The sequence below is a fragment of the Alkalicoccus urumqiensis genome, from assembly GCF_002993335.1.
In the GTDB taxonomy this organism is placed as follows: Bacteria; Bacillota; Bacilli; order Bacillales; family Salisediminibacteriaceae; genus Alkalicoccus; species Alkalicoccus urumqiensis.
In genome coordinates this window covers 78,619-102,599 of sequence record NZ_PVNS01000005.1, presented here as the reverse complement: position 1 = coordinate 102,599, position 23,981 = coordinate 78,619, and the positions used below count along the sequence as shown (strand labels likewise).

Annotated in this window: 19 protein-coding genes and 1 riboswitch; of the genes, 12 read left to right on the top strand and 7 right to left on the bottom strand. The window is 51.9% G+C overall.

Annotated features, from left to right (window positions below):
* Positions 1-67 precede the first annotated feature (67 nt).
* Together C6I21_RS06635 and mqnB are read right to left on the bottom strand one after the other, a co-directional pair.
* On the bottom strand, positions 68-931 hold the full coding sequence (locus tag C6I21_RS06635; protein WP_105958663.1) for a 1,4-dihydroxy-6-naphtoate synthase: 864 nt from the start codon (positions 929-931) through the stop codon (positions 68-70).
* Positions 928-1,551 (bottom strand): futalosine hydrolase, encoded by a 624-nt coding sequence (gene mqnB / locus C6I21_RS06630; protein WP_105958662.1) that lies wholly within the window; start codon positions 1,549-1,551, stop codon positions 928-930. Before mqnB ends, C6I21_RS06635 begins: the two co-directional genes overlap by 4 nt.
* A gap of 243 nt (positions 1,552-1,794) precedes the next feature.
* Between mqnB and pgsB the strand changes: the two genes are divergently transcribed.
* The 5 genes from pgsB to C6I21_RS06605 all read left to right on the top strand — a co-directional run bounded on the left by pgsB (position 1,795) and on the right by C6I21_RS06605 (position 7,910).
* Entirely contained in the window at positions 1,795-3,039 is a 1,245-nt protein-coding gene (gene pgsB, locus C6I21_RS06625) for a poly-gamma-glutamate synthase PgsB (protein WP_105958661.1), read from the top strand.
* Positions 3,040-3,109: 70 nt separating this feature from the next.
* Entirely contained in the window at positions 3,110-3,559 is a 450-nt protein-coding gene (gene pgsC, locus C6I21_RS06620) for a poly-gamma-glutamate biosynthesis protein PgsC (RefSeq protein WP_105958660.1), read from the top strand.
* 42 nt (positions 3,560-3,601) lie between these two features.
* On the top strand, positions 3,602-4,882 hold the full coding sequence (locus tag C6I21_RS06615) for a CapA family protein (RefSeq protein WP_105958659.1): 1,281 nt from the start codon (positions 3,602-3,604) through the stop codon (positions 4,880-4,882).
* Positions 4,879-6,726, top strand: a complete 1,848-nt coding sequence (locus C6I21_RS06610; protein WP_105958658.1) for a gamma-glutamyltransferase family protein — start codon at positions 4,879-4,881, stop codon at positions 6,724-6,726. The genes C6I21_RS06615 and C6I21_RS06610 overlap by 4 nt, the downstream gene beginning before the upstream one ends.
* 221 nt (positions 6,727-6,947) lie before the next feature.
* On the top strand, positions 6,948-7,910 hold the full coding sequence (locus C6I21_RS06605; RefSeq protein ID WP_181186135.1) for an NAD(P)/FAD-dependent oxidoreductase: 963 nt from the start codon (positions 6,948-6,950) through the stop codon (positions 7,908-7,910).
* 515 nt (positions 7,911-8,425) lie between these two features.
* Here the strand turns inward: C6I21_RS06605 and C6I21_RS06600 are convergent.
* Together C6I21_RS06600 and C6I21_RS06595 are read right to left on the bottom strand one after the other, a co-directional pair.
* Entirely contained in the window at positions 8,426-9,019 is a 594-nt protein-coding gene (locus C6I21_RS06600; RefSeq protein WP_181186134.1) for a class F sortase, read from the bottom strand.
* 124 nt (positions 9,020-9,143) lie between these two features.
* A complete protein-coding gene (locus tag C6I21_RS06595; protein ID WP_105958655.1) occupies positions 9,144-9,962 on the bottom strand; it encodes a DUF4397 domain-containing protein in 819 nt (272 codons plus the stop codon).
* Positions 9,963-10,241: 279 nt separating this feature from the next.
* Positions 10,242-10,338, top strand: a riboswitch (SAM riboswitch).
* Between the two features lie 116 nt (positions 10,339-10,454).
* Here C6I21_RS06595 and C6I21_RS06590 point away from each other — a divergent pair.
* The 4 genes from C6I21_RS06590 to metH all read left to right on the top strand — a co-directional run bounded on the left by C6I21_RS06590 (position 10,455) and on the right by metH (position 18,120).
* A complete protein-coding gene (locus C6I21_RS06590; protein WP_105958654.1) occupies positions 10,455-11,576 on the top strand; it encodes a methionine biosynthesis PLP-dependent protein in 1,122 nt (373 codons plus the stop codon).
* A gap of 3 nt (positions 11,577-11,579) precedes the next feature.
* A complete protein-coding gene (gene metC, locus C6I21_RS06585) occupies positions 11,580-12,746 on the top strand; it encodes a cystathionine beta-lyase (RefSeq protein WP_105958653.1) in 1,167 nt (388 codons plus the stop codon).
* Entirely contained in the window at positions 12,743-14,581 is a 1,839-nt protein-coding gene (locus tag C6I21_RS06580; protein ID WP_105958652.1) for a bifunctional homocysteine S-methyltransferase/methylenetetrahydrofolate reductase, read from the top strand. Before metC ends, C6I21_RS06580 begins: the two co-directional genes overlap by 4 nt.
* 86 nt (positions 14,582-14,667) lie before the next feature.
* Entirely contained in the window at positions 14,668-18,120 is a 3,453-nt protein-coding gene (gene metH / locus C6I21_RS06575; protein ID WP_105958651.1) for a methionine synthase, read from the top strand.
* 65 nt (positions 18,121-18,185) lie between these two features.
* Here the strand turns inward: metH and C6I21_RS06570 are convergent, their stop codons facing one another.
* The 3 genes from C6I21_RS06570 to C6I21_RS06560 all read right to left on the bottom strand — a co-directional run bounded on the left by C6I21_RS06570 (position 18,186) and on the right by C6I21_RS06560 (position 21,271).
* On the bottom strand, positions 18,186-18,992 hold the full coding sequence (locus C6I21_RS06570) for a VOC family protein (RefSeq protein ID WP_181186133.1): 807 nt from the start codon (positions 18,990-18,992) through the stop codon (positions 18,186-18,188).
* 620 nt (positions 18,993-19,612) lie between these two features.
* Positions 19,613-20,404, bottom strand: coding sequence for a class D sortase (locus tag C6I21_RS06565; protein ID WP_245411556.1), 792 nt, complete (start codon positions 20,402-20,404; stop codon positions 19,613-19,615).
* A gap of 318 nt (positions 20,405-20,722) precedes the next feature.
* Positions 20,723-21,271 (bottom strand): hypothetical protein, encoded by a 549-nt coding sequence (locus C6I21_RS06560; RefSeq protein WP_105958649.1) that lies wholly within the window; start codon positions 21,269-21,271, stop codon positions 20,723-20,725.
* Positions 21,272-21,524: 253 nt separating this feature from the next.
* Between C6I21_RS06560 and C6I21_RS06555 the strand changes: the two genes are divergently transcribed.
* From C6I21_RS06555 to C6I21_RS06545, 3 genes are all read left to right on the top strand, one after another.
* Positions 21,525-22,460, top strand: a complete 936-nt coding sequence (locus tag C6I21_RS06555) for a manganese-dependent inorganic pyrophosphatase (protein ID WP_105958648.1) — start codon at positions 21,525-21,527, stop codon at positions 22,458-22,460.
* Positions 22,461-22,540: 80 nt separating this feature from the next.
* Positions 22,541-23,341 carry an SDR family oxidoreductase gene (locus C6I21_RS06550; protein WP_105958647.1) on the top strand — a complete coding sequence of 267 codons (801 nt, stop codon included), beginning with the start codon at positions 22,541-22,543 and terminating at the stop codon, positions 23,339-23,341.
* A 54-nt stretch (positions 23,342-23,395) separates the two neighbouring features.
* Positions 23,396-23,962: a TetR/AcrR family transcriptional regulator gene (locus C6I21_RS06545; RefSeq protein WP_105958646.1), complete on the top strand. Its 567-nt coding sequence runs from the start codon at positions 23,396-23,398 to the stop codon at positions 23,960-23,962.
* Positions 23,963-23,981: the final 19 nt, after the last annotated feature.

Below are 23,981 nucleotides of genomic sequence, written 5' to 3'. Positions count from 1 at the left end.
AAAAGGGATGCCCGTCATGACGATAACGGGCATCTCTTTCTGTGTGGTTGTCCGGAGAAAATTATTTTTAAGAATCATGGTTTTCCAGGGCCGTTTTTTTCTGCCAAGCCTTATCCCAGTCGATTTCTGGAACGAGCCCTTCCTCCGCAGCGCGCTTCAGAAGGGATTCGACCGCCGCGCGGCCTGTGCTGCCGAGTGCCATAGAAAATTCATTTACATAAAGATCGATATGGGACTGTGCGACGTCTTCGGACATTTCCTGTGCATGTTCCATGACATAGGCTCGGCTCCGCCCGGGATCAGCCCAAGCCTGCGCGAGGGAAGTCCGGATACCTGCTGCAAGTTTTTCTGTGTCCACACCGGGCGCTGCAATAATGACGCCGAGCGGAATCGGTGTGCCGGTGTCCTCTTCCCACCATTCCCCGAGATCGGTGAGGCAGTGAAGGCCGTAGTTCTGGTAGGTAAACCGGGCTTCGTGAATGACAAGTCCTGCATCGACCCGGCCTTCCTGAACCGCAGGCATAATCTCATCAAACGGCATGACGATGGTTTCTGCGGCAGGCCCGGAAGTATGCTGCTTCTGCCATAGTTTAAACAGCATGAACGCTGTGGAACGCTCGCTCGGTACGGCTACTTTTTTTCCACTGAGCGAAAGCGAATCCGCCGGTTCTTTTGTTAAAACGAGCGGTCCGCAGCCCCTTCCGAGAGCGCCGCCGCATTGAAGCAGCTGATAGTGGGGAAGCGCATAAGGAAGAGCAGCAAACGAAATTTTCATGACGTCCGGGCCGCTCTTCTCGTACGCCCAGTTGTTCGTTTTATCGATATCGGCATAGGTCACGTCCAGGGTATCGAACCCCGGTACACGGCCATGCACCAGGTCGTGAAAAATAAACGTGTCGTTCGGACAGGGCGAAAAAGCAATCGACTTCATTGTAACGTCTCCTTCCATCGGATAAATGTTTCTGTCAGCACATCAAGTGCGGTATCAAGTTCCCAGCGCTGCTCGCTGCGTGCACCGCTCATGTTCGATACGGACCGTACTTCCATAAATGGAACGCCCGCGTGTTTACAGGCAGCTGCGCAGCCGGCTCCTTCCATTGCTTCTAATGCAGCCTCTGGATGCCGCTTCATGCGGCTCTCCATGGATGCCGTTGTGCCGGTGGCAAGCGAAACGGTGAGTATTTCTGTGCTCGGTGCGGGAAAGGGATATTCATTAAAAAAAGAGGAGCGTTCCCATCTGGACGTACCGAAGCCTAGCGTTTCCGGGCTTAGTCTTTCTTCCGCTGTCTCTGCACCGAGATCATCAAATACGGAAGCGGAGGCCGTGAAAATACCGCCGATGTCGCCGCGGCCGGGATATGCTCCGGCAATGCCTGCGTTGATGACTGCCTTCGGCCGGTATTTCTGTATGGAAGCGCCTGTTTTCACCGCTGCCTGAACGGGACCGAATCCGCACACGTCTGTTATGAAACGCGGATCCTCTGAAACAGCTTTTTTGACTGCCTCACGTTCTTTGTCGACAGCTGTAAGAATAAGGATTGGAAAATCCATCGTTCATCCTCCTGTATGTGGAACAGATATGCGCCGATAATTGGCAGAATTGCCGGCAATAGGGACCGGCTTTGAGATTGCCAGAGATTTTTTCGACAATCTTTCTATTCAAGGGTAGCAGAATAACGGTATAATAGAAATGCTGTGCAGGCAAGAGAACAGGTTTTTTCCTGCCGCAGGAAGGGTATTACGGTTAAACAGGAATCGCTGTTTCGACCAGGAAAGCAGCCAGGAGGTAAAGGAATGCATGAATTAGCATATGTCGGTATTCTCGCCGCATTTATACTTTATGTCGGTGTGCGGGAACGCCGGATGATGTCACGTCACATCGACCGGATCAATACGAGAATTCTCGTCAACGGGATACGTGGTAAATCCACAGTTACGCGGTTGATTATGGGGATTGTAAAAGAAGATGGAAGACGTGCTGCCGGCAAAACGACGGGAACGTCCCCGCGTCTCTTTTACTGGGACCGCGAAGAAGAAGAACCGATTACACGCAGTCTGCAGGGAGCCAACATTTCCGAGCAGAAAATTATGACAAAAAAAGCAGCCAAACGGAATGTAGATACGTTCGTTGTAGAGTGCATGGCCGTAAATCCGGAATACCAGCAGGTGTTTGAAACCGACTTTGTGAAACCGCAGATCACGGTCATTACAAACATTGTGGAGGATCACCTGGATGTTATGGGGCCGACGCTCGATCAAATTGCAGAGTCATTCAGCCGGACGATTCCGAAGAATGGATATGTCGTTATGCCGGAAACGAAATACTCGCGTTTTTTCCGGCGTGCGGCAGAACAGCGGGGATCAGAAGTAGTTTTCTTCTCCACGGAATCCATTACAGATGACTATCTTCAGCAGTTCCCATATATGATGTTTGCGGAGAACGCAGCGATAGGGCTTGCCGTGGCGGATATTCTCGGCATCGACCGGGAGACAGCCATGAACGGTATGCTGAAAGCACCCGTGGACCCTGGCGCGATGCGGATTCACCGTTTTGGAAGCAGCATGGAGCCGAGCCACTTCTTCAACGGATTTGCCGCAAACGATGCTTCCTCGACACTCGCAATCTGGGATAAGATTCAAAGCGATTTCCCGGCTGAACACCGTGCTGTCATTATGAACTGCCGGGAAGACCGGGTGGAGCGGACGATTCAGTTTGCGGAGGACGTGCTGCCGAAAATGAACATCGATACGTTGATTTTAACTGGAAAAATTACAAATCCGGTCGTCGAAGCGGTAGAACGCGGAGACATTCAGGCCGGCAGCGTGAAGAACATGGAGAAAGAACCTGCCTCTGCTGTGATCCGCGAAGTACAGAATCTTCCGGACGGTTCTGCTGTGTTCGGCGTGGGCAACATTCACGGCGGCGGTGAGGAGCTGGCAGAAGCGTTTGAAGAAATAAGCAGCTCTCAAGGGAGCCGCCGCGAAAAAAGGAAAGTAACGGCCTCCCGGTCCAGACAGGTGGCAGAACAGCACTCGTAGACCATGTGGACAGGACATACCTGTCCACAATACAGGCACGTTTATTTAAGAAAAAAGGAGTTGGCGCAGGTTGTTTGGTACAGATTTATACATTGCGATAGTGGTCGGTGTTCTGCTTTCTCTGCTGTATGCGGAGAAAACAGGCATCGTTCCCGCGGGACTCGTTGTTCCCGGTTATTTAGCGCTCGTTTTTGACCAGCTGCTCTATCTGGTTGTTGTGGCAGCCATCAGTATTGTTACATATCTGGTCGTGACACAGGTGATCGGCCGCATGACAGTTCTGTATGGAAGAAGAAAATTTGGTGCGATGCTTGCAGTAGGTATTCTATTGAAAATGGCTGCAGACTTTTCGTTTCCGTATATATTATTTGAGACGTTTGAGCTCCGGGGAATCGGTGTTATCGTACCGGGGCTGATCGCGAACTCGATCCAGAAGCAGGGCGTTCTGCCGACGTTCTCATCGACCCTTGTCATTGCGTTTGTCACTTTTGTCATTATCAGCGTGTTCCACCTTCTGTAGAGACACAGGAGTAGTTTTTAATAGAACGGGTGAAGGACAAGTATGGAAAAAAACTTAAGTTTTCAGGAGCGGATGAAACTGTTTCAGCTCCGGCATAAACGTCATGCGCTCAGAGACTCCGTTATTGTACTGGCTGTTCTCCTTGTTCCTCTTTTCGGATACAGCTGGTTTGTATTCGGGGAGGAACCCGAAGAGACGCGCCCCGATAATGTGGAATACCGCATTTCCATGGTCGGCGATATGATGATGGGACGTCACGTGCGCGATGCCGTGGATCAGAGCGGGGAACCGGTGGACAGAGTGTTCCGCTACATAAATCCCTTCTTTGAACAGTCGGATTATGTTACCGGGAATTTCGAGTCACCGATTCTGGATGATCAGGATCCGGAAGTGGAAGAAGAGATGGATGACGCAGAGCTGGAGAACAAAGATATTCATTTATACGCACGCCCGGATGCAGTCGGAGCTCTTGAGAATGCCGGCTTCGATTCAGTGAGTGTGGCGAATAACCACGCACTCGATTTCGGTGACTTATCGCTTCAGGGAACACTGGATGCGTTCCGGGATTCGGATGTAGAGATTCTCGGGATCGGCGATGCGCTGAACCTGGACGAAGAGGAAGTGGAAAACGGAGCGATTGATGCAACGCGTGTTTCCACGTTCGAAGCTGAAGACGGGACGCGCTTTGGAATTTTAGGGTTTACGGATGTTTTTGTACAGGGATTCAGTGCGTCCGACTACGTGGGTGGTGTGTTTACCCGTGAATATATCGGACTGACGCTTCTGCGTGAACGTCTTCAGGAGGCAAAACTGCCGGAGGAAGAAGGCGGTGACGGTGTCGATATCATGATGGTCCACGTTCATTGGGGCGACGAGTATCAGGTCGGCTACAACGAGGAGCAGGAAGAACTTGCTCAGTACATGGCAAACTACGGCGCAGATGTCATCATCGGACACCACTCCCACGTGCTGGAGCCGGTCACGATAACAGAAGGGGTGGACGGCAATAGAGCGATTGTCATGAACAGCCTCGGCAACTTCGTCTTTGATCAGGGCTGGACCCGGACAAAGGAATCGGTTATTGCCCAGCTTGATTTTCTTGATGACGGAGGCCGCGAACTGTCTTTTGTACCGATGCGTATCAACGAAACGATGCCGCGGGAGACGGCCGGTCCGATGAAATCCTATTACGATTTCCGGATCTACCGCACACTCCGGAAAGAACTGGACAGTGACCTATGGCGTGTGGAAGACGGCCGGTTGAAGATCGACCTGGACGCGGCCGGCGTTTTTGACGAACAGGGAGGCCAGGAAGAATCATGAATTACAAACCGTATCTCCGTATTACACATATCGCCGCCGTCTTTATTTTTGCCGGACTGATCGCCTGGAATTTTTATTTTTCCTCTGAATTTGATCCATTACGGGAGCCGTACTCGAGCTCCGCATTTGAAGAACGTCAGGTGGAAAGTGTCGATATTGATACGGAGAACACCGAACCGGTGGAAGAACCGGACACGGATAACGAGAATGAATCAACAAATAATAACGAAGACGCCGGCTCGATCGAAGCATACGGCGTCAGCTCCGTTCACCCGCTCGCTGCAGATGCAGGTATGCAGGTAATGGAAGACGGCGGAAATGCCGTTGATGCAGCGATTACGGTCTCCTTTATGCTCGGCGTAGTCGAACCTTACGGGTCCGGCATCGGCGGCGGGGGCGTCATGCTGCTTCACGATCCATCCGAAGGAGCCACCGCCTATGACTACCGTGAGGCAGCCCCAACAAGCGGGAACTGGCCGACACGCGGTATTGCTGTACCGGGCATGGTGAAAGGGATGCAGCAGCTTCACGATGAGCACGGTACGATCGCCTGGGAAGAACTGCTGCAGCCGGCTGTAGATACAGCGCGCGAAGGCTTTCAGGCAGGAAACGTCTTTAATCAGCAGACAGGAAATGCAACCCGCAGATTGGAAATGACACCGGATGAACGTGAAAATTTCTTCCCGGGAGGCCAGGTGCTGGAAGTGAATGATACGCTTGTTCAGGAAGAGTTGGCACAGACGCTCGAGCTGATTCAGCAGGACGGAGCGGACGCGTTTTATGAAGGGCCGATTGCCGAGAACCTGAGCAGTGAACTGGCATTTACGATGGAAGACTTCGCCGCGTATGAAACAGGGACGGCGGAGCCGGTCGAAGCACAGATCGGCGATCAGACTGTATATGGCGGACCATCTCCGTCATCAGGAGCCGTCGTGGTCCAGTCGCTTCAGTTGGCAGACCGCATTGAAAATTCCGGTGCCCTCGCTGAGGTTATGCCGGAAGCCGAAGAACAGACGCTGGAGGAACTCGTTTCTAACCCGGCTTACGTAGATCAGTACATTCATATGATCAATGAAATATCGAAAGTAACGTATGAGAGTAGACTCGATGAGCTTGGAGATCCTAACTTTGATGATATTGACCACGGCCGCTTAACAGAAGAAAGCTATATCGACAGTCTTCTTGGTCAGATGTCGTTTGATGAAATTTCAGATACCGGTGATCTTTTTGATTCCCCAGGGGAGGAGAACGATTCCCGTAACACGACACACTTTGTCATTGTGGACCCGGATGGGCGGATGATTTCCGCTACGCATTCCCTCGGTGAATTTTTCGGTTCCGGTATTTACGAAAACGGCTTTTTCCTGAATAATCAGATGACGAATTTCAGTGAAGACGATGAATCGATTAACCGGTACGAGCCCGGCAAACGTCCGCGTACGTTCGTATCCCCGGTCATTTTTGAAGAGAACGGCCGGCCGGTACTCGGTATGGGGACACCTGGAGGAAGACGGATTCCGGCACTTCTTTTCCAGACGATGATGCGCTATGAATATGGATTGAATGACAGCGGAGAAAGCATGACGCTGCAGGAAGCGATCGAATTCCCACGCTTCTACAATGAAGATGACGTCGTCTACGTGGAAGACCAGGATATGCCTGTCGAAGCAGCTGAACGGCTGCGGGAGATGAATTATTCGGTCGTCCGCCACTCTTCTCCGTTATTCTACGGAGGCATTCAAGCACTCGGTCTCGTACTCGATGAGGAAGGCCGTGTAAGCGGAATGTACGGCGGCGGCGATCCGCGTCGTAACGGTGCATGGCAGATTGAATCGGCCAACTAATGAGCGGTGGAAGAAATGAGCTGTTCCGGGATAGCAGGTGCCCTGCTTCCGGAACAGCTTTTCTTTTATGGCACATTAAAAAAGGAAAATTCGTCCTCTGTCCAGAAAGGGATAACGTAAAGGTATGAAATTCAATGATTTTTGAGCGTTCTTCCGTAGTACACGTCAGGGATTAGGGTATAGAAAGAAGAGGGACGGAAAGTAAGGAAAGGATGGTTCATATGGATATTGCAGTTATCGGAGGCGGAGCATCGGGCGTATTTGCAGCCCGTATTTTAAAAGCAGAGGGGCACCGCCCTTTTATAATTGAAAAAGGGAAAAGCGTCGGCGGACGGCTTGCCACCCGGAGGATCGGCGAAGGGAAGGCAGACCACGGCGCGCAGTTTTTCACGGTCCGCCGTCCGGAAATGCAGCGTTACGTGGACACATGGATCCGGGAGGGCATTGCTTCGGTATGGTTCGGTGAAGAGCATCCGAGGTATATGAGTCCATTCGGCATGAATCAGCTGATCAAGCATGCAGCGGAAGAACTGGATGTCATTCTCCGTGAACGGATTATCCGTCTGGAGACAGACGGAGAAAAAGTATTTCTCGCTTCGGAAGACGGGGAGTTGTATGTTGCAGACGCAGTAATTGCGACGCCGCCGGTGCCGCAGACCCTGGCACTTCTCGAACAGTCCGCACTGGAGCTTCCGCCGGAAACGACAGCGGCACTGGCTGCTTTTACATTCGACCCATGTATCGTGGCACTCATTGAGCTTGAGGAGCCGCAGCGGTTCGGTCCGCACGGCCTGCAGGATTCCGGACTTCCGGAAGGCATTGATAAGATCGCCGCGAACGACCAGAAGGGGATTTCCAGCACCCCGGTTGTCACCGTGCACATGACGCCCGAATGGAGCAGAAGTCATTATGAACACGAAGATGACGATGTGCTCAGCCGGGTGATGGAGCTGGTCCGGCCTTTGTTAAAGCAGGATGTGAAAACTACACAGCTGAAGCGCTGGCGCTTTGCCCAGGCGGCGCATACGCATCCGAAGCCGTACATGCAGCTGCCGGACTATCCGATTTATTTAGCAGGCGACAGCTTTTTACGTGAAGACGATACCAGCGGGAAAACGAGAGTGGAAAGTGCTGTACTTTCCGGCATTTCTGCTGCAAGGGCACTTCTGGAGAAAACGAAGTAAGCATGAACCCGCTGTTTTTGGCAGCGGGTTTTGTCTACCTTCTGCGGGGCAGACCAGGCCGGAGACTATTCTACAAAAAAATAAATTTTGTGGTTTGAACTGCTGCAGACGGGGTATACTATAAGTAAGAACCACGAGATAAGAGGCTCAGCCTTCGTATTTCCGCGTAAGGTAACGTGCATGATGCATTACAGTGACGTTCCAGTATTTCTATTAATACCTGGCGCCTGTAGCAGCCGGAAGTACATGACTCTTTCCAGATCCGTTCCAAATGCACGCCGACATAAACGGCAGGGAAGGACATCGGGAAGCAGGAAAGGAAAGAAAGGTTGAGTCCCTTATACCGTGGTTCCTTTGTGTGACTGTATGGAAAAGCGCTCTGCCTTCGCTGAGAAGGCAGAGCGCTTTTCTTTTAGGAAGAAGTGGATGACTTGTCCAATCAAAAGAGCTCACGGGAAATACTTCCCGTGGGCTCTTCTCTATGCTGCTTCTGCAGCACATGGATAAGACTTATTCTATTCCTGCTTCAGCTCTGTAAAAACGACGAGTCGTTCACGGTGCGTGCCGGCGTCCCGGTCGAATTCACCTGTACATGTAATCAGGTTCAACCGGCGGGAGGACGTGGCACCAAACACTTCATCGATTGGCGCATCCTGATATGGATACGCTTCTTTGTGTGTCACGACGAATGTTAACGATTCCCCGTCTGCACTGGTGACAGTAATTTCATCTCCTGCCTCCAGCTTTTCCAGATCGAAGAAAATGGCGGGGCCGGTTAAATCATCAACATGACCGGCAAGTACTGCATTTCCCTGAGCTCCGGGTTTTACACCGCGCTCAAACCAGCCGATGTCGTCACCGGTTTCGGGTACTTCCATCGCACCATCTTCCTCCAATCCTACAGGCAGTACGGGTCCTTCCACATCAATAGCAGGAATCGACAGTGTTACAGGAATGATGCCGCCGGCACTTCCGCCCAGTACAGGCTCAATTGGCTCTGCCTGTGTAACAGGGGTTGTCTCAGCCTCTGTCTCCGTCTGTGCAGCTGCTTCCGGCTCCGTGCTGTTTTCTGTCGATTCCACTTCTGTTTCAAGGGCTGTTTCTTCCAAGGTGCTTTCTTCTTCATTTATACCTGTCGTTTCTGCAGCGTTCTCCGGAGAGGCGGGGGACGACTCATCCGGAGTAGTGCTGCAGGCGGATAGGAGAAGAATACTCAGGAAGAAAAGAAGCTTTTTACTGTTCCGCAGTGCGGCGGCGGAGAAAGAGTGCTGCAACCAGACCACCAGCAAGAACAGTCAATGCGATCGGAAGCAGGCCGTTACCGGACTGGGAAGCACCGCCCATACCAGTCTGAGGCATTTCAGAAGGCATATCGCCTGCCTGGTCTGCTACAACAACTACTTCAAGGCTTTCTGCGTCAGCACCTACGGCGTAGACAGAGTAAACCATGTCTGCGTCAAGCTGTGTGCCGGAGAGATCCAGTACAGCATCTTCCGTACCAGCAGCGCGGATCTCAAGATCGTAAGAAGCAGGGTCAAGTTCCATATAATCTGTTACTGCGAAGAATTCAGCGCCTTCAAAAAGGGAATCGCCGCCGACAAGGCCTACATCAACTGCTGGAGCACCAGGAGACATGTGACCGACGCGGACCTTTGTCATGCCTTCCGTAACAGAGTTATCATCTGCAAAAGCTTCCAGTGTCAGGCTGTCCAGTGTGTTTGTCGCAGCTACTGTATAATGCATGCCGCCTTCTACTGTAACTGTTTCTTCAAGTACCGGGTCGCCTTCGCCGCCTTCACCGGCCGGGAAGATTGCTACATCGTGATCTCCTGCAGGCAGTTCGAGGTAATCCGTGATGTCTTTAAAAGCGGCACCTTCCACTGCTGCGTCACCATTGACATAGACGTCCACTTCCGGCGCATCCGGAGAAGCATGGAGGACACGGACCATCGCGTTGTCGCCGCTGTGATCGTCTGCAAATGCCGGTGTTCCAACAAGACCGAACATAAGCAGAGCAATCATCGCGTACATGAGCACATGAATCTTCTTCATAACAAATCTCTCCCTTTTTCTACAAAATTTTGACGGAACAATGTTTTTACAACCTATGTAAAGACATTGTCCAACGCCTGTATAAGGTATTTACCACCTCAGCAGAATTCTAAACACAGTGAATTGTGAAAAAGTATGAATATTGATAGCGTTTTCTTTCCATCTAATAGGAAAAAGACTGATGTACCGCGCTTTTTTCTTCCTTATAAGGATTGCACATCGCACATCTTTCCGTTAAAATGTACAATTAGACACAATAAAAAAATATTTCTGACGACATTCTTATCGAGAGAAACGGAGGGACAGGCCCGATGATGTTTCAGCAACCAGCCGATGGCAAGGTGCTAATTCCTGCAGGTCTCCTGCGAGATAAGAAGACAGATAGTAATGTATCTTCTTCTTTTAACCTCCGGGTAGAGAAGAAGTTTTTCTTTTATCCGGCTTTTTTCTGCAGAGATCGATAAGAAATGGACTATAAAGGAGAGAATCAGCATGAAGCGACAGCACTCGCTGGAAACAACACTTGTACAGGCAGGAAACAGAAAAGATCATGTGACGGGAGCCGTCAATGCTCCTGTGCATTTTTCAACCGCCTACCGTCACGAAGGGATCGGACAGTCCACCGGCTACGACTATTCCCGTACCGGAAACCCGACGCGGGCGATTCTGGAAGAGACAATTGCCGGCCTGGAGGGGGGAGCCCGCGGGCTTGCCTGTTCGTCCGGCATGGCAGCGATTCAGGTCGTCATGTCACTCTTTGAACAGGGAGATGAGATTCTGGCAACGAGTGACCTTTACGGCGGCACGTATCGATTATTTGAAGAAGGATGGCGCCGGTGGGGGCTGTCGTTTCAATACGGGGAAGCCGTGGACCCGGACAGTTTTCGTTCCCTGATAAGTGACAAGACGAAAGCGCTGTTTATTGAGACGCCGACGAATCCACTCATGCAGGAAGCCGACCTGGATGCCTTCGCCTCTCTTGCCGAAGAGTTTAACCTGCTTCTTATTGTCGATAACACCTTTTATACACCGGTTGTACAGCGTCCGATCGAATCCGGTGCGGACATCGTTATTCACAGTGCCTCCAAATATATTTCCGGCCATAATGATGTCATCGCCGGACTGATTGTTGCGGCTGATGAGAAAATCGGCGAAAATCTCTTCTATTACCATAACAGCATCGGTGCGGTGCTTTCTCCGCTGGATTCATGGCTCGTCATCCGCGGTATGAAAACACTTCAGCTCCGCATGGATAAACACCAGGAAAACGCGCAGAAAGTTGCAGCCTATCTGGAAAAGCAGGAGCTCTGCACAGAGGTTCTTTATCCAGGGAGGGGCGGAATGCTCTCGTTCCGCGTCGAAGATGAGCGGCTCGTCAACCCGCTTCTGCAGGGACTCGAAGTTGTCTCGTTTGCAGAGAGCCTCGGCGGCGTGGAAAGCCTGATGACGTACCCGGCTACGCAGACGCACGCAGATGTTCCGGAGGATGTACGTATGGCGATCGGTGTGGATAACCGGCTACTCCGCTTTTCTGTCGGCATCGAATCCGCAGACGACTTGATCAATGACCTGGAACAGGCATTCAGCCGTGCACTTACAGAAAGGAAGGCTTAATTCATGACATTTTCCAAACAGACGTCACTACTTCATTCCAAGCATAAAACCGATCCGGCAAATGGAGCGGTGAGCGTACCGATTCAGCATGCCTCGACATTTGACCAGCCGGATATCGATGATTTCGGCCGGTATGACTACGCCCGGGGCGGCAACCCGACGCGGGAGGCGCTCGAGGACATTATCGCCGACCTGGAAAACGGAACACATGGTTTTGCCTTTGCTTCCGGCATGGCTGCAATTTCAACGACCGTCATGCTTCTCTCCAAAGGGGATCACCTGGTAATTACCGATGATGTGTACGGCGGCACGTTCCGTCTAACCACAAAAGTGCTCCACCGGCAGGGAATCGACCACACGTTTGTCGATATGACCGACCCGCAGGCCGTGCGTGCTGCGATAAAACCGAATACGAAAATGATTTATATGGAAACGCCGTCCAACCCGACGATGAAAGTAACGCCGATTAAGGAAATTGTCGCAATAGCAGAAGAGCATAACTGCCTGACGGCGCTGGATAACACATTCTTAACGCCGGTACTGCAGCGTCCGCTTGATCTTGGTGTGGATATCGTTGTTCACAGTGCCACGAAATTCATCGGCGGTCACAGTGATGTCGTCGCAGGACTGGTCGTTGTAAAAGACGAGGAGCTCGCAGCCGAAATCGGCTTTCTGCAGAACTGTTTCGGTGCGATTCTCGGCCCGCAGGATTCCTGGCTTATTATGCGCGGACTGAAGACACTTCATACGAGAATGACGGTTTCTTCCAATGCTGCAGCCATACTCGCCGACTGGCTGAAAACACGTCCGGAAGTGAAAAAGGTCTACTATCCCGGACTGCCTGAGCACCCGGGTCACGATATTAATGAAGCTCAGGCAGAAGGAGCGGGAGCCGTCCTGTCCTTTGAGCTGGAGAACAAGGAAGCCGTACGAAGCGTTGTACAGGCGGTGGAACTGCCCGTTTTCGCTGTCAGTCTCGGTGCCGTGGAATCGATTCTCTCCTACCCACCGACGATGTCCCACGCGGCGATGGATGATGAGGAGCGGGCAGAACGAGGCATTACGGACGGACTGCTGCGCCTGTCTGTCGGCCTGGAGAACACGGATGATCTGATTGCTGATTTAACGCAGGCGTTTGAGAAAATCCGTGCCGGGGAGGGTGTGGAATGAACCTGAAAGAAAAACTGAGACAGGGGCTGACCGTCGGTGACGGAGCGATGGGAACACTTCTCTATCAGCGCGGACTCCGCGGCTGCTTTGAGGAGCTGAACCTCTCGGATCCGGACCAGATTCAGTCCATACATGAGAAATATATTGCTGCAGGTGCAGATATTATTCAGACAAACACATATGCAGCGAACGCCATTAAGCTGGACCGCTATCAGCTCGGCGACTGTGTCAAAGAAATAAATGAGGCCGGTGCCGCTGTCGCCCGACGCGCCGGCAGTGCCTACACGGCAGCGACCATCGGCGGTGTGGCCACAATGCATCAGGAGAAAACACCGCTGGAAGACAGGATGGACGCCTTGAAAGAGCAGGCGGACGTTCTCCTTCAGACGGATGTGGACGGGTTTATCCTCGAAACGTTCTACGATTTCGACGAGCTCAAGCAGATTCTTTCCTATCTTAGAGAACATACGGATCGTGCCATCATCGCACAGGCAACACTCGGTGATATCGGCGTCCTTCATACAGGCATGCCGATCGAAGCAGCACTGAAAGAACTCGAAGCTCTCGGAGCGGACGTAGCAGGAGTAAACTGCCGCATGGGGCCGTATCATATGCTGCAGTCACTTGAGGAAACCGATCTTCTGTCCACTGCCGGAATCAGCGTTTATCCGAATGCCAGTCTGCCGAACGTCCGCGACGGACGTTTTTCCTACCAGTCGAACCCGACATATTTTGGCGATATGACGCAGGCGCTCGTGGAAGAAGGAGCGGTATTAATCGGAGGATGCTGCGGGACGACACCGGAGCATATTCAGGAGATCCGGCAGGCGATCATCCGGGGACGGCTGACGCCACCGCAGGAAAAACAGGTCCGTAGAAACCGGACAGCGGTTAAAGAGGAAGTGTCCGGAGACCGCGAACCGGTGAAGCTTACAGAAACGAGCCGGGAACAGACGTCGGTCATCGTGGAGCTGGACCCACCGAAAGCACTGTCCGGTGTGCCGGCCTTTATGGAAGGGGCCCGGGCACTCACAGAGGCAGGGGCCACAGCCGTAACGCTTGCAGACAACTCTCTGGCGAGCTCCCGGATCGATAACCTGGCGCTTGGCACCAAGATTAAAGATGCCGGCAGCAGGCCGCTTCTTCACGTAGCCTGCCGCGACCGGAACATCATCGGGCTGCAGTCCCATCTGCTCGGACTGCATGAGCTCGGCGTCCGCGATATTCTCGCGATTACCGGAGACCCTGCCAAAGTAGGCGACTTTCCAGGAGCCACGTCGGTATACGATATGTCCTCCATGGACCTTGTCCGGCTCATTAAGCAGTTGAACGAAGGCCAGTCTTTTTCCGGGAAGGACCTCGGAGCGAAAACGAACTTTACCGTCGGCGCGGCGTTTAATGCCAATGCCCGCCGGCTGGACCGGGAAGTGCAGCGGCTGGAGAAAAAAGTACAGGCAGGCGCCGATTATTTCATGAGTCAGCCGGTGTACAGCAGCGAGCGGATCGAAGAAATTGCTGACGCTGTCAAAGATCTGCCTGTGCCTGTCTACATCGGCATCATGCCGCTTGTCAGCAGCAGGAACGCAGAATTTCTGCACCATGAAGTGCCGGGCATTCAGCTGACAGACAGTGTCCGTGAGCAGATGCGTGCCCTCTCGGGTGACCGGGAGGCAAGTGAAGCAGAAGGCATCCGTATGGCAAAGGAGCTCGTGGATACAGCAATGAAACATTTTGATCATATTTATTTGATTACGCCGTTCCTGCGCTACAATATTACCGCGGAACTGACACAGCACATCCGTACACAGGAGGCTGCGGTCAACGCAGCCCGGTAATAGTTGGAAAGGGTACTGCAGCTCAGCCGGGCTGCAGATAGAATAACAGCTTGAACGCTGAACGTGGAAGGGACGATGATGGCAGGATGACAACTCAATTTGAACAGGAACTGCAGTCCCGGATTCTGCTGCTCGATGGAGCGATGGGAACGATGCTTCAGGATGCGCAGCTGACTCCGGAGCAGTTCGGCGGTGAAGAATTTGACGGATGCAACGAATATTTAAACGTCATTTCCCCGGACGTCATCCGGGGCATTTACCGCGCATACCTGGAAGCAGGATCGGATATTATCGAAACAAATACATTCGGCGCAACGTCCATCGTCCTTGCCGATTACGATCTGCAGGACGAAGCATATGATTTAAATGTGCGTGCAGCGAAAATTGCGCGGGAGGAAGCAGACCGCTTTTCCACAACGGAGAAGCCGCGCTTTGTTGCCGGGGCGATGGGACCGACGACGAAGTCGCTTTCTGTCACCGGAGGAACGACGTTTGAGGAGCTTGCAGACACGTACTACGAGCAGGTGCTCGGCCTCGTGGACGGCGGAAGTGACGTGCTTCTCCTGGAGACAAGCCAGGATATGCGGAACGTGAAAGCAGCTTATGTTGCCATTGAGCGCGTAGAAAAAGAAAAAGGCAGACGGATGCCGCTGATCATTTCCGGAACGATTGAACCGATGGGAACGACCCTTGCCGGCCAGACGATTGAATCGTTCTATATTTCCCTCGAGCATATGAACCCGACGGTTGTCGGACTCAACTGTGCCACAGGTCCGGAATTTATGCAGGATCATCTCCGGTCTCTGTCTGACCTGGCGACGTCCTATGTACACTGCTATCCGAACGCGGGGCTGCCGGATGAAGAAGGACACTATCATGAATCTCCGCAGATGCTCGCGCAGAAGCTCGCCGGTTTTGCTGAAAAGGGCTGGCTCAACATCGTCGGCGGCTGCTGTGGTACCACACCGGATCATATCCGTGCACTGAGTGAGATGGTGAAAAACTACGAGCCGCGCGAACCGCAGACGGCACATCCTCACGTCGTTTCCGGCATTGAGCCGCTCGTCTATGATGATTCGATGCGTCCGCTTCTCGTCGGAGAACGGACGAACGTCATCGGGTCAAAGAAATTTAAACGGCTGATTGCCGAAGAAAAGTATGAAGAAGCATCGGAAATTGCACGGGCCCAGGTGAAAAAAGGAGCCCATGTGATCGACGTCTGCCTGGCGGACCCGGACCGTGACGAAATGGAAGACATGGAAAAGTTTCTTCAGCAGGTAATCAACAAAGTAAAAACACCGCTCATGATTGACTCGACGGATGAGCATGTCATCGAAAAAGCGCTGACGTATTCGCAGGGGAAGGCGCTGATCAATTCAATCAACCTGGAAGACGGCGAAGAACGGTTTGAAGCAGTGGCGCCGCTTGTCCGCCGGTTTGGAGCCGCAGTTATTGTCGGTACGATTGACGAAGAAGGCATGGGTGTCACAGCAGAGCGAAAGCTGGAAATCGCCCGGAGATCGTATGACTTACTGACGAAAAAATACGGTATTCCCGGGCAGGATATCATCTTTGATCCGCTCGTATTTCCGGTCGGAACCGGCGATGAGCAGTATATCGGCTCGGCGCAGGCGACCGTGGAAGGCATCCGTATGATTAAAGAAGAAATGCCGGAGACACTGACGATTCTAGGTGTCAGCAACGTTTCCTTCGGTCTGCCGCCGCTCGGACGGGAAGTACTGAACGCAGCATTTATGTACCACTGCACGCGGGCGGGTCTGGACTACGCTATCGTGAATACAGAAAAGCTGGAACGGTACGGGTCGGTATCAGATGAAGAAAAGAAGCTGTCCGATGAGCTGTTATTTGATACGAACGATGAAACGCTTGCGGAATTTACAGCCTTCTATCGGAAGAAAAAACCAAAAGCTCAGCAGCAGTCTGTGACAATGACACTGGCGGAGCGGCTCGCGAATTATATTGTTGAAGGGACGAAAGAAGGCCTCTACGACGATTTAGACAAAGCGCTCGAAGAATACGATGAACCGCTGGATATTATTAACGGACCGCTGATGGCGGGGATGGATGAAGTCGGTAAACTGTTTAACGATAATGAGCTGATCGTAGCCGAGGTGCTTCAGAGTGCCGAGGCGATGAAAGCAGCCGTCGCTCATTTGGAGCCGCACATGGAAGAGCAGAAGGACGACCGCGGCAAAGGGAAAGTCATATTAGCTACAGTGAAAGGCGACGTCCATGATATCGGGAAAAATCTGGTGGAAATTATTCTGAAAAACAACGGTTTCTCGATCGTGAACCTTGGGATAAAGGTGACGCCGAATGAGCTGATGCAGGCGATTGACAAAGAGGATCCGGACATCATCGGTCTCTCCGGCCTGCTCGTTAAATCGACGCAGCAGATGGTCATAACTGCCAATGACCTTCGTGAGCAGAATATTGATATCCCGATTCTTGTAGGGGGCGCCGCGCTCACCCGCCGCTTTACCGATACAAAAATCGCCCAGGAATATAACGGCATGGTACTGTATGCCAAAGATGCGATGAACGGACTCGACATTGCCAATCAATTGGTGAAACCGGAAGCGCGGGAAGAACTGTTTGAAACAACACGTGCGAAACAGGAAAAAGCGGTGCAGCGTGCGGCCGATGAGAAAGCGGCAAAAGAGAGCGGCGGCGGCACGGCCGTTGCAGCACCGGTCCGCTCAAATGTAGATCCAAAGGCACCGTTATTTGTGCCGGAGGACTACAGTCAGCATATTCTGCGGGATTACAAACTGTCCCACCTCTATCCGTACGTGAACATGCAGACGCTTCTCGGCTCCCACCTGGGGATGAATGGGAACATCAAGCGGCAGCTGGAGCGGGGAAATGAAAAAGCAGAAAAGTTGAAGGAACGCGTTGATGCGTTTCTGAAGCGGGCGGATGAAGAGAAACATCTCCGCGCAGACGGCATGTATCAATTTTATCCAGCTCAGTCAGAAGGAGAAACCATTTACATTTATGACCCTGCTGATCAGCAGACGGTGCTCGAAACGTTCACCTTCCCGCGTCAGCAGCAGGAGCCGTATCTCTGCCTTGCGGATTTTATCCGCTCGAAGGAAAGCGGTGTGATGGACCACGTCGGTTTCCTCGCTGTTACCGCCGGTAAAGGTGTCCGCAGCATGGCGGAAGAGGCAAAGGAAGCCGGGGACTATATGGACAGTCATCTGATTCAGGCAGCGGCACTGGAGCTTGCTGAAGGTTTCGCCGAGCGTGTGCATCAAATGATGCGGGATAAATGGGGTTTCCCGGATTCCCCGGACTTTACGATGCAGGAGCGCTTCTCCGCAAAGTATCAGGGAGTGCGGGTGTCGTTCGGCTATCCGGCCTGCCCGAACCTGGAAGATCAGGAAAAGCTGTTCCGGCTGATTCAGCCGGCCACGATCGGCATGGAATTGACGGACGGCTATATGATGGAGCCGGAGGCGAGTGTTACCGCTATGGTATTCGCTCATCCAGAAGGACGTTATTTCAGTGTTTAAAAAAGAGCAGGTATCCGGGATGTTTCCGGAAACCTGCTCTTTTTACGGTTTTAGGACAATGGGGTTCAGGAAGAGTAAGCAGTGGCGGACAGCTTGACGCCGAGTGGGTCTGTCATGCCGGGGGCAGCACTTTGCAGTGATTTCCAGGCCGCATCGCCGGGAAGGGAAAACTGCATTTCGAGCAGTCCGGTTTCTCCACGCTGCCGCTTTTGAATCCGGGGCCCGGACCAAGTATTTAATGCTATATGGTGATGGTAGGAGGCTGTAGACAGAAAGGAAGCATGATCCCCGATCGACGTAACTTCCCGCATGCCGAATGCTGTCTCATAAAACGCTTTTGCAGCCGGCAGGGAAGATGTCTGCAGATGGACGTGGCCGATAATGGTTTCATCCGGCAGTGCGTTCCATGCCCGGGCCTGGGCAGCGACTGCTTCTGCATCGAGCGGTTCCGTAGTCATATGAACACGGCCGCTGCTCCATGTCCATTCTGTGGCAGGACGGTCCCGGTAAACTTCAATTCCATTGCCATCAGGGTCCTGGAGATAAATGGCTTCACTCACGCCATGGTCACTTGCCCCCTGCACAGGGAATCTATGTTGAACGAGATGTGTGAGAAAAGCGCCCAGCGACGGACGGTCCGGAAGCAGAAAAGCCACATGGAAAAGTCCTTCGCGTGCTTCGGAAGGTCTGGTATACCCCTCTTCTAAAATGACAAGCGTACGGCCGCCGGCAGTTAGGTCAGCGGTACCATTATCATGGACAGATGCCTGAAAACCGAGAACGTCCTGATAAAATTGAACGGAATGGGTTAAATCACTGACGCCGAGGCGGATCATTTCTACGAATGCAGCCGGTGATGTATGGAAAGACAAATCACTCACTCCTTTTGTGTTATGAACTAATTGTAAGTGAATTGGGGCGAAATAGCAAGACAGCATTGGCAGATTTTATAAAATAAACCAGGCAGAAACCGCCTGGTCTTAAAAGCTAAGAGACGTTTGTTGAACAGGTACCCGCTTTCTGCCTGCACCTGCAACCGTACGCGTTCCGGAGGGTATTCGAAAAGCGGAAGCGCCCTGGTTACGAGCGACCAGTCCTGGAGGCCCTGCCGACGAAAGCTGCTCTTTGCTTTCATCGGCAGGGGTGAAGGAACCAGAGCGGGCGCTGGAGCTGGACAACGCTTTGTTTTAAGAAGCATGGCTCCGCGCAGCCGCGCCGCATGGCAGAAAATCGCTGTCCTGCGGCTTAAACCAAAGGCCGGCTCCACTCATGCGATGCAGCCGTGCAGATAACGCCCGGCTGGAAGGCAAGCTTCTGCCGAGTAGCGGAGAAGCTCTACCAACAGAAGCAAATAGTTAATTTAACAAAGCTTTGAAATGCCAAAACCCTTGGCATCCCTGCTCGGAAGAGGATTCGAATTTTATACTTTCTTGTACTCGAACAAAGAAGACCGGAGTGGAACAGCACGGCTCCACTCCGGTCTTCAACTGGATTATTCCATTTCTGTACGGTTTACAAGGTGTGCTTCAATAATATACCGGTCAGGAGCAAAGCCGATATAATTGAACGGATAACAGGTGGTAAGTGTCAGCACCGGCTCGTCCTTTCGTACAATGACGGTCCGGTCCTCTGCGTCGGTAATCCACGTTTTCTTCATTTCGTATTCATATTGAGTTCCTTCAAACTGCACATAGAGCATATCACCTTCTTCAAGGTCTCCAAGCTCGCTGAACACCGTATCCCGGTGTCCGGAGAGTACGGTATGGCGCAGTCCGTCCGGAGGCGTAGTGTAATCTCCTTCATGGTAACCGACGCCCTGATCCAATGTTTCTTCATCCGTTCCCCAGTAAATAGGATATTTCATATCAATTTCGGGGACAAGAAGCATTCCTACTTCATCGCCGCGTGTATACTCATCGTAGGTACGCGGTTCGGGTTCCTCTTCTTCCTCCACAGGTGGGGCCTCATTGGATGACGCTTCAGCTTCCTCCTGATTTTCATTTTCTTCAGAAGTATTGTTAGAAGCGCTGTTGTTCGATTCCGTGTCTGCCGGCTCCGGCTCAGATTCGTTGGCATCAGAAGCTTCAGCAGATTCCTGCCCATTTTCATCGTTGTTTTCTTCAATCGTGTTTACTGCAGCACTCTCATCCATCTCTTCTGCTACAAAGACATCGCCGTCTTCCAGATTCATTTTTCCTCCGCCTGCTGTCGCCCAGGCGTAGCCGTTCCAAGCTGCAAAAACAAGTCCGCCTGCAATGACCAGGCCGCCAATTTTTCTCCGCACAACGCCACCTCCATACTATTTTACCAATTGCTTATCGTTTTTGTAATCAGTGTTCCGGTCAATTTTTGTCCTAGTCTCATCCTAACATGGATCGTACTGACTGTCTTGTACAGAACTCCAGGTACCTTATTCTTTTCCCGGAGAGAGGAGAAGTAAAACGAAGAATAGAAGGGCGTGCCCCCCGGGCATACGAAAAGCCGCCCGGCTTAGAAGAGAAAAAAGTATGCTTGTGGGTACGTTTTCTGTCTGGCAGCATCAGGCCGCAGTCAGACAGAAAAAGCCGCCCCCATAAAGGGGACGGCCGGATGTTACGTTTAATTATGCTTCTGTAGTGTTACGGCGACGGAAGAACATTACTGCACCGGATGCTGCTACGAGAAGACCAATCAGGCCTGCAGCAGGGTACGATGTAGAAGTAGCGGCCATTTCGTTACCTTCGTCATAGCCGTTGTCGTCAGACTCCCAGTCACCGCCGGACTCTTCGTTATCCCAGTCGTTGTCAGTGTCTGTATCTGCATCTGTGTCCGTATCCATGTCAGTGTCTGTATCCATATCGGAATCAGTATCTGTGTCTACGTCTGTCTCTCCGCCGGCATCAACATCAGCGTCGTCATCGTCGTCATCATCATCGTCGTCGCTCATGTCCATGTCGTCATCGTCGTCATCATCATCGTCGTCGCTCATGTCCATGTCGTCATCGTCGTCATCATCATCATCGTCATCGCTCACGTCTGTATCTACATCTGCATCAACGTTTGCGTCCACGTTGTTTGCATTGTCGTCCGTGTCGTGACTGTCTGCTGCTACGGCACCTGCCGCACCAAAGATTAGGGCTGCACTCAAAGCTGTTGTACGCATGATTTTCATTATTCATCATCCTCCTATTATTTTTGGCCTCTTTATTAGGCCGTTGGTAGTCTGTTTCCCCAGGAACAGGAAGCCAAAACATAGAATTACTAAAAATTGTGGGAAATACATAATTATTATATTTCATTTTAATGAAGAAACTATTACAAGCATCATCGGATAAATTGAATTTTTTCCGCTTCAGCGTAGAAGTGGCAGAATCTCCGTGATAGAATAAGACTGGAAATTCAGAATTAGAGAGGGGCAGATACAGATGAGTGAGCAGAAAACATTAATTTTCGGTCATAAAAATCCGGATACAGATACGATTGCGTCCGCACTGGTTTATGCGGAGCTGAAAACCCGCACAGGAGAGAATGCGGAGGCAGTACGTCTCGGTGATGTTGCACAGGAGACACAATTTGCTCTCGATCATTTCGGTGTAGAAGCCCCGCGGCGGATCGACAGTGCATCGGAGGAAACCGGCAGCGTTATACTCGTGGATCACAACGAATTTCAGCAGAGTGTGGATGACATTGAAAATGTTACCATCCGGGAAGTCATTGACCATCACCGGATTGCCAATTTCCAGACTGAGGGTCCGCTGTTGTACCGTGCGGAGCCGGTCGGCTGTACAGCTACTATTCTGTTGAAGCTGTACAAAGAGCAGGGGGAAAAACCATCAAAAGAAATGGCCGGCCTGATGATCTCGGCGATTATCTCGGATACACTGCTGTTTAAATCACCGACATGCACGAAAGAGGATGTGCAGGCAGCAGAAGAACTGGCTGTAACGGCAGAAGTAGACCTCAACGAGTACGGGCTGGAGATGCTGAAGGCCGGTGCGGACATGAGCAGTAAATCGACCGAAGAGCTGCTGACACTGGATGCGAAAGAGTTTACGATGGGAAGCCACACCGTAAAAGTTGCGCAGGTAAATGTCGTAGATACAAATGACGTTCTTTCCCGCAAAGAGGAAGTGCTGAAAGCGATGGAATCCGAAGTGGCATCCAATGGCTACGGCCTTTTCGCTCTGGCAGTGACGGATATCCTTTCCAACGATTCGGTGCTCCTGACTGCAGGTGAACAGGAACACGCTGTTCATTCCGCGTTTAACGTCAAAGTGGAAGAACATGAAGCAGTACTTGAAGGTGTTGTTTCACGTAAAAAGCAGATTGTGCCTCCACTTACGAGCGCACTGTCTTCTTAAAAAGAAACGCTGTAAGGAGCAGGGCTCCCGGCTGATTCAGCCTGAGGGAACCTGCTCCCTTTTACAGGCAGAAGGAGTGCATGATGGAAAACAAACGCAGGCTGGCGCTTGTAACTGGTGTCAGCAGAACAAACGGGCTTGGAGCAGCAATCAGCCGGAAGCTTGCTTCTGAAGACTGTGACGTCGTTTTCACGTCCTGGCAGGCGTATGATGATGAAATGGACTGGGGCCGGGAAACAGCAGGTCCGGAGGCCGTGAAGCAGGATATTGAAGCTGCCGGAGGAAAAGCGTACCACTATGAAGTGAACCTGGAGGATCCGGAAGCACCGGAGAGGCTGTTTCATCAGATTGAAGCGGATATCCGCCGTCCGGTGCAGGTACTGGTGAACAACGCCTGCTGTTCCATTGATGACTCGATTCAAACGGTGACGGCGGATGCGCTGGACCGCCATTATCAGGTTAATACCAGAGCTGTAGTAATGATGATTCAATCGTTTGTCCGCTGCCTGCCACGGGACAAAGAAGGGCGTATTGTGAACATTGCCACCGGCTGGTCACGGGGCCAGATGCCGGAGGAGCTCTCGTACGTAGTGACAAAATCGGCCGCAGAAACGATCGTTCATTCGATTCATTCGCAGCTTGCAGCAAGACATATTACATTGAATGCGCTGAACCCGGGTCCGACAGATACCGGCTGGATGAATGCTTCAGTGAAGAAAGAGTTAACTCCGCTGTTTCCCGGAGGAAGAATCGGCATGCCGGAAGACGCCGCCAGAGCGGCTGCCTTTTTGTGCCGGGAGGAAAGCAGCTGGATTACAGGACAGGTTCTTCATTCGGAGGGCGGTTTTTTAAACCGGGACGATCCGGGACGGCCGCTTTGACGTTTCGTTTCTGCTGCATTAGGGAAAAGAGTACTAGTTTACAGTCAGAAAGGGATGGGGGCGATGGGGCGGCTGCCGACAATTACAGAGCAACAGCTATTTCAGGCGGCCGAATCGCTTCTCCTTGAAGCCGGATATGCCGGGTTTCACTTTAAGGCGCTTGCAGAGAAACTCGGAGTGGCGCGGAGCACTATTTACAATTATTATCCGAAAAAAGAAGTACTTATTACGGCATTTATGGTTCATCAGCTGAATCAAGTGGTTGAAAAGATGGACGCAGCAGCCGGAGAGGAAGAACCGGTGCGGGCACTGATTCAGCTGTGGGGACGTTATGCCAACATGCATCAGATGCTTCAAGTGATGCCGTATATCGATCAGGAAGCTTCGGAAAAAGTGAAAAAGAACATGCAGAAAATGTTCCAGCTTCTTCAGGAAATGCGGGAGAAAATAATGGATGTACTTGCCAGAGAACAAAAGGCGGGGCGCGTCCGTTCCGATATTGATCTGAAAACGATGACCGGACTCATCATGTCCACGGTGCAGATTCCCGTCCATCATCAGTCCGAGGCTTCCTGGTCAAAAGAAGTTTATACGCTCGTATCAGACGCCATACGTGCGTAATTCTTTTACAGAAAAATGA